Source organism: Microbacterium paludicola, from assembly GCF_039529675.1.
GTDB classification, from domain to species: domain Bacteria; phylum Actinomycetota; class Actinomycetes; order Actinomycetales; family Microbacteriaceae; genus Microbacterium; species Microbacterium paludicola.
The window spans coordinates 22,219-33,691 of record NZ_BAAANG010000036.1; the positions used below are offsets into that span (position 1 = coordinate 22,219).

The following is an 11,473-nucleotide window of genomic DNA, read 5'->3' on the forward strand; positions in this document are numbered from 1 at the left end:
TCTCGCCGGTCGGGCCCCTTCCGCATTCACGCGGGGGCTCATCCTGCTCCCGAGAGAGCCTGCGCGCTGCGGATGAGCCAACGGCCGTCGAGCCTGACGAGCTGCATCAGCACCGCCGGCACCGCGCCGTCCGCATCCTGGACCCGGAAGACGGCGACGTCACCGTAGTCGTCGAGCAGCACGGCCTCGGTCGACGCGGCCACAGCGGCGAGCACCTCGTCCGGAAAAGGCTCCGCGGGGTCGTCCCGGATGCCCGCGCACAGCGGGTCCCCGTGCGCGGCGCAGTCGGCGAGGTCCGCGCGCAGCCGCTCGGCCGCGGTCTGCGCGTCCTCGGCAGCGGCCTGCGCGTCCTCGACCGCGGCGTCGGCGGTGCCGCTCGGTTCGGGAGCAGGCGCGGCGGTGCCGGGCGTGGTCGCAGAGGGCGTGGGCGTGGCGCCCTTCGCCGCGTGAGCATCGGCCGGCTCCGGATCCGTCGGCCACATCAGGCCGCCGACCACAACGAGCACGGCCGCAGCGGCTCCCACCAGCACCGGCAGTCTCCGCCCCGTGCCCAGGGCGCGCCGCGCCGCGGTGCGCGTCCTGTCGAGCGCGTCTCCTACGGCGTCGGCGAGGCCCGGATCCGTGAAGTGCCCGAGGATGCCGGCCAGGCTCGCCCCCGGGCTCGGCCCCGCGGGAAGCTCCGGTGCGTCGTCGAGGCGCACGACCGCACCGGCATCCGCTGCCCTTCCCTCGCCGCGCTCGATGGCCCTTGGCGCGTAGCACTCGAACAGCGCGTCCTCGAGTGCCCCCAGTGCGCGGTGAAGCCGGCGCGGTCGTTCGAGGGCGTCCCGCGCCTCCTCGATCACTCGCCGCAGCACCCGGTCCTTCGTGTGCGCGGCGGCCCGCTCGAGGAGGGCGCTCGCCTCCTCCGCCACGGGAGCGCCGTCATCCGCCGGCGCGAACAGCGGGCGCCCCTCGTCGTCGATCCACCACCGTCCGGGCGGCGGCTCGGCCTCCGGTGGGACGTCCTCCCACGCCTCGCACGCGCCGCGCGCCAGGCTCACGGCGACGGTCACCAGCTCGCCGCCCGCCAGCGGCCTGTTCTCCGCCGCGCGACGGTCGAGCAGGCGCGCAAGCGGCTCGCGGCACCAGGGAAGCTCGAGGTCGTGGCCGCCGGCGCGCCGGACGAGGTCGAGGGGGACGAGAAGGTGGTGGGGAAGATCCGATCTGCCAAGGAAGACGCGACCGGTGCAGGCCTCGGCGTCGGCGAGCAGCACGCGCCGCTCCCCCGCCGCGGCGAGCATCCCCGCCACGGGCGCGTGCGGAAGGGCGATGCGCCGGATCGGCCGATACGCGTCCGTGAGGGGTGGCTCGGACCCGGCCGGCGCGGGGTCGAGGGCGGACGGCGCGTCAGAGGGGCGAGCGGTGGCGGACATGCGGCAATCCTGCGCCGCCGCGCGTCGCGGTGGGGCTCGATGCCGCGGGTGTGCATCGCCCTGCGCGAACATCGGCCTGTGGACGGGCCACTGCGGCGCCGGGCGGGTCGGAACGTCGCCGGGCACTGGGTAGTCTTGAGGTATGGCAGCACGCACCCCCGAGGCAGAGAAGCGCCCCGGTTTCTTCCGGCAGATCCGGTCCCTGTTCACCTTCACACGCGAGGTGTACCCGTGGCTCGGCTGGCTGCTGCTCGGCATCCTGGTGCTGGGTCTCGCGGTCGGCATCCTGCTGGGCGTGCTGCTCCAGCCCGACCCGCTCGGCCTCATCCTGTGGGGTCTCGCCGGCCTTATGCTCGGCCTGCTGGCCGCGATGATGACGCTCACGCGCCTCTCGACCAAGGCCATGTACCGCAAGCTCGACGGCATGCCCGGCGCCACCGGCCACGTCCTGTCGACGATGCTCGGCCGCAACTGGCGCTCGAGCGAGATGCCCGTCGGTGTGAACCCGAAGACGCAGGAGGCCGTGTACCGCGCGGTCGGCCGCGGCGGCGTGGTCATCGTCGGCGAGGGAAGCCGCGGCCGCCTGACGCGCCTCATGCGCGACGAGCGGATGAAGGTCAGCCGGGTCGCGAACGGCGTCCCCGTCCACGAGCTCTACGTCGGACACGGCGAGGACGAGGTCTCGATCGCCGAGCTCGTCCGCACGATCAAGTCGTATCCGAAGGCCATCGACCGCGCCACGATGGGCGCCGTCGTGCAGCGCATCGAGTCGGTGTCGCAGTCGCTCGCGTCGCTGCCGATCCCGAAGGGCATCGATCCGACCAAGGCTCGCGCACCGCGTCCGCGCTGACCCTGACCTGAGGAGCCCCGCCACGGCGGGGCTCCTCTCGTCTCCGGGGACGCTGTCTCGGGCAGCCCGCGCCCGCTACGCGCGGACCAGGATGGTGCCGGCGGCGCGATCGTGGAGGCCGCGCTGATCCGGATCCCAGATCACGGCGGGGATCACGAGCACCAGCAGCAGCGTCCGCACGATCGGACGCCACAGACCGGGCCATCCGCCGGTAGCGAGCTGCAGGCGCATCCCCGCGATCCGATGGCCGGGGCTGCCGCCGATCGTCGGGATGAACAGGATGTGCACCGCGGCGAAGATCGCCATCGTCGCGAGCGGGTCGTAGTCGAAGAACGCGATGGAGATGACGACCGCGGCGATCCAGTCGATCGCGAGCCCGGCGAGGCGGCGCGGGACACGCGCCACGCTTCCGCGTCCGGTCGGCGGCAACCCCAGTCGCTGGCCGGGGTACGCGTCTGCGGAGGTGGTCATCTCGGGTCCCTTCGGCCGCTCGTTACGGCGCATCCCTCCAGCCTAGATCGCCCTGGCGGGCGCACCTTCCTGGCGCCGCCGTAACATGCCGGAAACATAAGGGACACCCTTGGGCAATGCCCCGCCGATACGGTCGTGGCGTCACCTGCGTTCCAGGCGATCCCCACCCGAAGTCCCACCAATCTGGAGCCTCAATGTTCAACGACTCATCCGAGGTGCTGAAGTTCATCAAGGACAACGATGTCAAGTTCCTCGACATCCGCTTCACCGACCTTCCCGGTGTTCAGCAGCACTTCAACATCCCGGCCTCGACTGTCGATGAGGACTTCTTCACGGTGGGACAGCTGTTCGACGGCTCCTCGATCCGAGGCTTCGCGAACATCAACGAGTCGGACATGCAGCTGATCCCCGACGTCACGACCGCGTACCTCGACCCGTTCCGCGAGGCGAAGACGCTGATCATGGTCTTCGACATCTACAACCCGCGCAACGGCGAGATCTACTCGAAGGACCCGCGCCAGGTCGCCAAGAAGGCCGAGAAGTACCTCGCCTCGACCGGCATCGCCGACACCGCGTTCTTCGCGCCCGAGGCCGAGTTCTTCATCTTCGACGACGTCCGCTACGAGGTCTCGCAGGGCAAGAGCTTCTACTCGGTCGACTCCGAGGAGGCCGCGTGGAACTCGGGCCGCGAGGAAGAGGGTGGAAACCTCGCGAACAAGACCCCGTACAAGGGCGGCTACTTCCCCGTCTCGCCGGTCGACAAGCAGGCCGACATCCGCGACGACATCGTGCTGAAGCTGATCGAGGCGGGCCTTGAGGTCGAGCGCTCGCACCACGAGGTGGGCACCGCCGGTCAGGCAGAGATCAACTACAAGTTCGACACGATGGTCCACTCGGCGGACGACATCTTGAAGTTCAAGTACATCGTCAAGAACACGGCCGAGGAGTGGGGCAAGACGGCGACGTTCATGCCGAAGCCGCTCTTCGGTGACAACGGCTCGGGCATGCACACGCACCAGTCGCTGTGGGCCGACGGCAAGCCGCTCTTCTACGACGAGAAGGGCTACGCGCAGCTCTCGGACATCGCCCGCTGGTACATCGGCGGCCTGCTGAAGCACGCGCCCGCCGTCCTCGCGTTCACGAACCCCACGCTGAACTCGTACCACCGCCTGGTCAAGGGCTTCGAGGCCCCGGTCAACCTCGTCTACTCGGCCGGTAACCGCTCGGCGGCAATCCGCATCCCCATCACGGGCTCGAACCCGAAGGCGAAGCGCATCGAGTTCCGCGCCCCCGACTCGTCGGGCAACCCGTACCTCGCGTTCGCGGCGCAGCTGATGGCCGGCATCGACGGCATCAAGAACCGCATCGAGCCGCACGAGCCGGTCGACAAGGACCTGTACGAGCTGCCGGCCGAGGAGGCGAAGAACATCCCCCAGGTTCCGAACTCCCTCGTCGACTCGCTCGACGCGCTCGACAAGGACCGCGAGTTCCTCACCGCCGGTGGCGTGTTCACCGACGAGCTGATCGACACGTGGATCGACTACAAGCACGAGAACGAGATCAAGCCGATGGCCCAGCGCCCGCACCCGTTCGAGTTCGAGCTCTACTTCGGGGTCTGATTCCGGGAGGCCCTCAGAGCCACACTTCCGGTTCTTGAGACCAGCAATTCACTGAGCCCCAGGCGGCAGTTGCCGTCTGGGGCTCAGTGTACCTCTGGACGTTTACGGACGGCTACGGGCAGTAAACGGACAGGTTTTCGGACAGGGCGCGGGGGCCGCTCTTGCAGTGCCGTTGGCGGTCCCGATGCGTCCGGGTCAGAGTCGCGTCGCGGTGAGAACGGGAAGGTCGTCGCCCGCCGCGTAAGCCGCCGACTCGCGCTCAACGAGTCGGCGGTCGCGCCGCTCGGCGAGGCCAGCCCGGATCAGGATGACGAGCGTGATCGGCCCGTTGACGAGGAACTTCAGCGCGTTCCAGATGAAGAGCAGCACGAGCAGGTTCAGCCAGCCCGGCCCGCCGTCAGCGATCCAGACGGTCAGGAGCCACGCGCCGAGCAGGTACGGCGCGGCGATGAGCATGGCGGGCACGCCCCACTTCAGTCCGCGCCGCGTCCGCAGCGCGTTGAGCAGGATGTTCGTCGGCATGTACGTCCGCAGGAACAGCCGAACCCGGATGCTGAGATTCCAGAGCAGTCGGAGCATGATGTCCGCCTCCTGAGAGGGTGCGTAGCTCCGCCGATGAGGTAGATCATGTGGTGAGCGTCCCGAGGGGACCGTCGCAAGCGACCTAGAAATCGTGGCTACTACCTCGACACCCAGGGTACGCCTGACCTCGGACACACGGAAGGGCAGCTACAGGCGCGGCGCGGATACCCCGACTGCGCTGACCGTAGACTCCGGTTCTGCTGCGCGTGCCGCGAGCTGTTGTGCGCGCAGGATCGCGGCGCGTGCTCGCGCGGCGTCTGTGCGCTGCCGCACGTCGTCGCCGATGACTCCGACCGCGCTGGTCTTGGTGATGCCGTAGGTGTCGCGGTAGGCCGCGACGGTGCGCGCCTCCCGTCCCCAAATCGCGGCAAGCTGCGGATCGGCGGGCTCTGGGCCGAGTTCTGCGGCCCATGCCTCGGACGCCCCAACAGCTTCGGCGACGAGTGCATCGGCACGCTGCTCGATGAGTACGGCGCGTTCGCGGAGCGCGGCGCGCATGTCGTCGTCCATCGTGCCGAGAGCCGGGGTGATGAGTCCGGCGATAGGTATGGCGGCCTGGCGCACGCGCCCGGCACCGTCCGCTCGGCCGAGGGCTCGGATCACCCGTTCGTGGAGGACCGCGGCCACGTCGCCCGCGTTGTCGAGCGGGCGCGAATCGACGATCGCGCGAAGCAGGCGCTCCGCGTCGTACCCGTCCGCCTCGGCGCGGCGCAGTTCGGCACCGAGCACGCCGAACGCCGTCGATCCGATGGCGGCGTCGGCTTCGGCCTCGGTGAGCCGAGTCGCGCGCACGAGGGCTTCCCACCTCGGTTGCTGTGCGGCCGCGGCGATGGTCTCGTACTCGGCGGCGAGCTGGCCGACTGAGCCCCAGGCGTCCTGCTCGGCGGCGATCATCTGGCGGGCGGAGAGTTCCGCTCCAACATGCTGGAGCACCCCGGCGAGAACCTTGCGGGCCGCGACTGTCTTGGTGTCCTGGGTAGGCGGATGGATGTGGTCGTCGTCGGGACGGTTGATCGAGACGTAGGCGGTGTTCCCGAGCCTTCCGCGGGTCATAGCGACGTAGAAGTTCTCGCGCGTAGCGCCAGGCTCGATGAGCGTGTGTCCGGTGTCGACGGTGACGCCCTGCGCCCGGTACGCGGTGACGGCGTAGCCGAGTTCGACGTGATCGGCGACGTACTCGGCGGGAAGCCGCACGGTCGCGCCCCAGCGCCGTCCGGCGGGACGCACCCGCAGCGACCCGTCGGAGCCGATGGCGGTGATCGTCCATCGACTGCCGTTGCGCACCCAGCCGCGGCCGACGCGCAGCTCGCGGTCGTTGCGGCGGGTGATGATCGCGTCCCCGACGGATGCCTCGGTATCGTCATGCAGCCGCACCTCGACGCGCGCGCCGACCTGCCCGGAGAGGATGAGGTCGGCGCGGGCGCGCTGGTTCAGGGTGGTGACCATCGCGCTCGACTCGGCGATGAGGATGCTCGCCAGTCCTGCGGCGCGGTCGCGCTGCCATGCAGCGTAGGCGGCATCAGCCATGCGCTCGGCCTCCCCTGCGTGGATGCGCCCGTGGGCCTGGTAGGTGTCAATGGCGTCGATGCGCCCGTGGCGCAGGTCGAGGGTGGCTTCCTTCTCCCAAGCTGCGGCGATGCGGCGCACATCCGTCAGCTCGGCCACGCTGTCGCGGTCAGCGACGAGCATCCCGAACGCTCCCCCGGCGTCGACGGATTGCAGTTGCGCGGTGTCGCCCACGAGTAGCACCTTCGCCCCGGCGTCGGCCGCGACGCCGACGAGCCGGTCGAGCGCGAGCGTCCCGGCAAGGGATGCCTCGTCCACGATCACGAGCTGCCCGGCGGTGAACCCGGTGCCGTGGTCGCGGTAGGTCTGCCACCACTTCGCGGTGTTCTCTGTCGGGATGCCGAGGTCACCGGCCAGCACCTCGGCCGCGACCGCGGACGGTGCCAGGCCGACGACCGAGCCATGTCCGTGCTCGACCTCCCATGCACGCCGCAACGCGCGCAGCGCGGTGGTCTTGCCCGCCCCCGCAGGGCCGACGAGCAGGTCGAGCATCCGACCTGACGACGCAATCGCTGCGAGCGCGGCGCGCTGGTCGTCGCCGAGCGTGCGCCCACGGCGGGGTTGCAGCGCGTGCGCGATGGTTGCGTCGGCCAGGCGCGGTGCAACCTGCTCGCGAGAGCGTGCAAGCAGCCGATCCTCGGCAGCGAGCACCGCGGCACCGCTGTAGCGGGCGGCGTTGCGAGGCCGGAACACGCTCGTCCCGTCCGCGCGCCGGAACGAGGCGGGACTGGAGGCCAGCTCAGGCGGAGTGATCCGGATGGACGCCTGCTCTGCGGCATCGACGATCATGCCCGTGATCGCCTCGCGGTCCTCCGTGCCGGTGAAGCGCCAGCCCATCGTCTGCCGCGCGGCCTCGGCGTACAGGTTCCAGACGCTCCACGTCGTGCGCTTCTCGGCAACAGCGGCGACCACCGACGCGCCGAGCCTGGCGATCCACTCCAGCCGCACGTTCTCCGCGCGCAGGAGCTTCGCAGGCTCGACCGCGACGGCTTCTCGCGCCCATTCGGTTGCGTCCCGGCCCAGCAGTCGGCTCGCGCGGGTGCGCCAGTCCTGGGCGAGGTCGGCGAGCGGGCGGACTTGCTTGTCGGGCCGGGTTGCCAGCGTCGCCTGCTGCCGCAGCCGGATGATCGTCTCCCGCGACGGCGCGTGCCCGTGCGTTTGCTCGTATTCGGCGATCAGCCTGTCCTTCTCGATGTCGATGTGCCGCGACCGGGACGAGAACTCGGCGACCAGCTCCTCGGGCACCGTAGCGACCGCCCACACCGGGTTGCGATCCGCGCCCCGCTCACGCCGCTGCCACCCGACTCCGAGTGCGCGGGTCAGGTGATCGGCGAACACCGCGGTGTGCAGCTCGCTCAGCGCCACGGTCGCCGCGTACAGAGGCCGGCCATCCAGCGACCGCCACTTGCCGTCGAACAGGGTGCGCACCTTGTTGCTCACCACGACATGCGTGTGCAACTGCGGATCGCCCGCCCGCGAGTCAAAGTGATCGAACGCGGTTGCGATCAGCCCGATTACCTCAACCTGCGCAACAGCTCCCCCGCGGAACGTTGCGCCGGAACGCGTCACTGCAAGCTCGCGCTCCATGAACGCAACCACCTCCGCAACCGCCGTGTGGTGCGCCTCCGTGATCCGTGCCTGCGTCCTTGCGTCCGCAACCGCCCACAGCACCGACGCTGACTTCGGCAGCGAGAAGGTGAAGTCGTACCCGGCAACCGCCCGCCGCGAGGTGCGCGCCGACTCCTCCGCCTCGATCACCACAACGGCCTCGGCCCGCTGATCCGCGCCCAATGCCGGATCGAGCCGCGCGATGCGCGCCGCGATCCGATCCTCCACGATCGGGAACACCGGGTATGCCTTCCCGAGCGGATCGCCCGTCACCGGGTCACGCCCCATTCCCAGCAGAAGTTGGAGCTGCGCCTCCGAGACCGGTGCGCCCTCGTGAATTTCACCGTCCCCGAGCGCCGCGAGCCCGCCGCCCATCCAACGCCCCGGCGGCGTGCCCTGCTCGGCGTAGTACCGGGTCAACGGCGTCGAAAGCGCCCGCTCTCCGTCAGCCGACGCCACGGAGCGCAGCAGGTACTTGTAGCCGTCCCCAGCGCCCATCACCCGCATCGAAACCGACACTCGGCACCGCCTCTCTCGTCAAAGAGGTGAGCCGCCGACCCCGCTGTCAGGCGCGATCGACCTCGATGTGCAAGACGTGTACATTCCCCGGAGCATTGAAGGCGCTCGGCTCGTATTCGATACGGCGTTTCACCGGATCCTGTCGGCGTCTGCCTCGTATGTGCTCCGCTGGATCTGGCGCGACGGCATCAGATCCGCCCGCACGAGTTCCACGGTATTTCCTACCAGTACGTCTCCGCTCGCGCTGCCGAGCTGCCGGGACGCCCGTTGTAAGAGTTGCGATTGATCGTCTTCCACCTGCGCAACGGGGCCTCCGCATGCGCGCTTGCCGCCGGTCGATCGGTGGCGACATCGATGGGCATGACGCCCCTGGAAGGACTCGTCATGGGGCACCCGCGCCGGCGACGTCGATCCCGGAGTGCTCATCGCCCCCGGCCGAGCGGGCCTCGGATGGGACGAGCGTGAGGAGCTGCTGACTCGCGAGAGCGGCTTGCTGGCTTTGGCCGGCAGCGAGGAAATGCGCGACACCCATGGACTGCGGTCGTCGGTGATTCAGGCCGCGACTGCGCGCTGGAGGTCTACCACTACCGGGTTGCGGCACTACCTCGGCCAGCTCGACAGCGCCGAGGCGATCGTGTTCACCGGCGGTGTTGGCGAGAATGCCCCGACGACCCGCGCCGCCGCCGTTCGGCGTGGAGCGTCTCGGCATTCGCCTTGACGACGAGCGCAACCGCGCGACGGCGGGGCGGGGCGGGGGCGCGGACGGTCTCCGACCCCCGCTCCCGGACCGCCGTCATGGTCGTGCCACAGACGAGGAGCGCGAGATCGCCGGGCGATCTCTAGCCGCGGTGACTCGGCCGAGGCCGATCCAGCAGGGCCGGTCTAGTTCCCGAGCCGCTGCAGGATGTCCTTCATCTGATCGATTTCTCGTTGCTGGGACTCGACGATCTCGCCGCAGAGGTCTTTGATCTCAGGGTCGGTGATGTTCGACTGTTCGCAGAGCAGGATGGCTCGGGAGTGGTGGGGGATCATCGAGTCCAGGAACTGCTGATTTCCCACGAACGCCGCGGCCCTTCCCATGAAGAACGCGCCGACCATGAGCAGGGCGAATGCGACGATGAGCCCGATATTGAGCGGCTTGCTCGGGAACATGCGCCACATGATCGCGATCATGATGATGCCCATCGGGAACACCATCATCAGGGCCATGTAGAGGTTGCTGATGTTCAGGTAGAGATCGCCGACGACGTTGATCAGCGCGAACGTGAGGAAGTACATCACCACCAGGCTCAGGGCCAGGGCGATGAGCAGGCGGAGGTAGTTCTTCGCACCGTCGGCGTGCGAGGTGACCTCATGCTGGGTGTGGTCGCTCACAGCAGGCCCAGCAGTTTCTCGCAGGCCTGCTCGCACTTCCGGCAGGCTTCCGCGCATACCCGGCAGTGCTCGTGCATGTCGGCATGCTGTTCGCATTCGTCGGCGCAGGCTGCGCACGCGGTGCGGCAGGCTTCCAGGGTCGACCGTGTGACGTTCGCGTCGTAGCCGGTGCGCCGAGACAGGATGCGCCCTGTTGCTTCGCACAGGTCCGCGCAGTCGAGGTTGGTCCTCACACACTTGGTGAGGTCGGCGATCATGTCCTCGCTCAAACAGGCGTCGGCGCACGCGCTGCACGCCTGTGCGCACTCGACGCAGGCCTGTATGCAGGCCAGTAGTGCCGCCTGATCGAGGTCTCCCAGATCCTTGGGGTAGGTCCGGAGCATCTGATCCGCAACAGTCATCTCAGTCCTCCTTCTTGTCGACCCAATACCGGGCCTGTTGCGAAGAACCGTAGGTCGGGGCACCAGCGGTCGGCGAACGGCTTGCATACGTTAGGGGGGTATGTTATGACGAGTCCGGCGCTCGGCACCCGGGCAGAAGTCGCCCGGGACCGGCGAGCGGCATTTAGAGCCGGTCGAGGATGAAGTCGACCCGCTCCTCCGCCCCGAGCACTGGGACGTGCACGATCGGGAAGGGCAGGGCCGCGTAGACCTCGGTGAGCAGGTAATGGATGCGCTGCTGGGCGGCGGTGTCCTCGGTGCGGGCGTAGTCCGCGGCCAGGGGCAGCAGGTCGAGGATGAACGTCTTGCGGTAGTCGACGTGCTCGAGCGCGGTGAGCAGGGCGGGGTCGGGCTCGAGGTCGAGGAAGCGGTAGTAGGCGAGGGAGTCGGGGACGGCCCGGTCGAGGAACACGGTGGCGTCCGGGTCGAGGGCAGCTTCCTCCGCGAGCTGCATGTCCAGGACGCCGCGCTGGAACTGCCGCTGCTTCGCCCGGACCTCCTCGACGGTGCGGCCGGCGATGCGCTGCAGGTCGAGATAGTGCCGGGCATGCTCGATGGTGGTGGTGTAGCCGCGGTCCCGCAACAGGTTCACGGTGGTGGTCTTGCCCGAGCTGGGCCCGCCGGTGATGACGTACCAGTTGGTCACATTCGCCCTTTCGCTCTGCCTGCTCCGGGAATATCCTCTTCCCGAAGTACCTTATACCCCTAGAGGGTATAGGATTGACGTCGGAGGTGGCTGAGATGGCGCACGGATACGTGGATGACAAGCAGGCGCTGCTGGCGCGGTTGCGTCGGGCGGAGGGGCAGGTGCGCGGGATCGCGCGGATGGTCGATGAGGACGTGTACTGCATCGACATCCTCACCCAGGTCTCGGCGGCGACGAAGGCGCTGGAGTCGGTCGCGCTGACGCTGCTGGAGGACCATCTCGGGCATTGCGTCGCGCAGGCGACCGCGCAGGGCGGCCCGGTGGCGGAGGAGAAGCTCCGCGAGGCGAACGCCGCGATCACGCGGCTGGTCCGCTCCTAGAAC

General features: G+C 69.2%; 11 protein-coding genes and 1 pseudogene. 5 read left to right on the forward strand and 7 right to left on the reverse strand.

The window, feature by feature from the left end:
- Positions 1–38: 38 nt before the first annotated feature.
- Positions 39–1,415, reverse strand: a complete 1,377-nt coding sequence (locus ABD161_RS14705; protein ID WP_344004585.1) for a hypothetical protein — start codon at positions 1,413–1,415, stop codon at positions 39–41.
- A gap of 142 nt (positions 1,416–1,557) precedes the next feature.
- On the opposite strand from ABD161_RS14705, the gene ABD161_RS14710 reads away from it, so the two are divergent.
- The gene (locus tag ABD161_RS14710; protein WP_135114102.1) at positions 1,558–2,265 is read left to right on the forward strand and encodes a DUF4191 family protein; all 708 of its coding nucleotides are present in this window, start codon (positions 1,558–1,560) and stop codon (positions 2,263–2,265) included.
- Between the two features lie 75 nt (positions 2,266–2,340).
- Here the strand turns inward: ABD161_RS14710 and ABD161_RS14715 are convergent, their stop codons facing one another.
- Positions 2,341–2,736 (reverse strand): RDD family protein, encoded by a 396-nt coding sequence (locus ABD161_RS14715; RefSeq protein WP_344004590.1) that lies wholly within the window; start codon positions 2,734–2,736, stop codon positions 2,341–2,343.
- A gap of 194 nt (positions 2,737–2,930) precedes the next feature.
- Between ABD161_RS14715 and glnA the strand changes: the two genes are divergently transcribed.
- Complete coding sequence (glnA, locus tag ABD161_RS14720) at positions 2,931–4,355, forward strand: type I glutamate--ammonia ligase (protein WP_344004593.1); 1,425 nt, start codon at positions 2,931–2,933, stop codon at positions 4,353–4,355.
- A 195-nt stretch (positions 4,356–4,550) separates the two neighbouring features.
- Here glnA and ABD161_RS14725 read toward each other — a convergent pair whose 3' ends face one another.
- Entirely contained in the window at positions 4,551–4,934 is a 384-nt protein-coding gene (locus tag ABD161_RS14725) for a sulfate permease (RefSeq protein WP_344004596.1), read from the reverse strand.
- 150 nt (positions 4,935–5,084) lie between these two features.
- The gene (mobF, locus tag ABD161_RS14730) at positions 5,085–8,618 is read right to left on the reverse strand and encodes a MobF family relaxase (protein WP_486348025.1); all 3,534 of its coding nucleotides are present in this window, start codon (positions 8,616–8,618) and stop codon (positions 5,085–5,087) included.
- 294 nt (positions 8,619–8,912) lie between these two features.
- Between mobF and ABD161_RS16010 the strand changes: the two genes are divergently transcribed.
- Complete coding sequence (locus ABD161_RS16010) at positions 8,913–9,095, forward strand: hypothetical protein (protein ID WP_425560914.1); 183 nt, start codon at positions 8,913–8,915, stop codon at positions 9,093–9,095.
- Positions 9,031–9,348 (forward strand): annotated as a pseudogene (locus ABD161_RS14735) (acetate kinase); the annotation flags it as partial. The gene ABD161_RS16010 and the pseudogene ABD161_RS14735, both read left to right, overlap by 65 nt.
- A 164-nt stretch (positions 9,349–9,512) precedes the next feature.
- Here the strand turns inward: ABD161_RS14735 and ABD161_RS14740 are convergent.
- The 3 genes from ABD161_RS14740 to ABD161_RS14750 all read right to left on the reverse strand — a co-directional run bounded on the left by ABD161_RS14740 (position 9,513) and on the right by ABD161_RS14750 (position 11,090).
- On the reverse strand, positions 9,513–10,004 hold the full coding sequence (locus ABD161_RS14740) for a DUF305 domain-containing protein (RefSeq protein ID WP_344004602.1): 492 nt from the start codon (positions 10,002–10,004) through the stop codon (positions 9,513–9,515).
- On the reverse strand, positions 10,001–10,405 hold the full coding sequence (locus ABD161_RS14745) for a four-helix bundle copper-binding protein (protein ID WP_344004605.1): 405 nt from the start codon (positions 10,403–10,405) through the stop codon (positions 10,001–10,003). Before ABD161_RS14745 ends, ABD161_RS14740 begins: the two co-directional genes overlap by 4 nt.
- A gap of 163 nt (positions 10,406–10,568) precedes the next feature.
- Positions 10,569–11,090 (reverse strand): AAA family ATPase, encoded by a 522-nt coding sequence (locus tag ABD161_RS14750; RefSeq protein WP_344004608.1) that lies wholly within the window; start codon positions 11,088–11,090, stop codon positions 10,569–10,571.
- A gap of 95 nt (positions 11,091–11,185) precedes the next feature.
- On the opposite strand from ABD161_RS14750, the gene ABD161_RS14755 reads away from it, so the two are divergent.
- Positions 11,186–11,470, forward strand: a complete 285-nt coding sequence (locus tag ABD161_RS14755; protein WP_344004692.1) for a metal-sensitive transcriptional regulator — start codon at positions 11,186–11,188, stop codon at positions 11,468–11,470.
- The last annotated feature ends 3 nt before the right edge of the window (positions 11,471–11,473 follow it).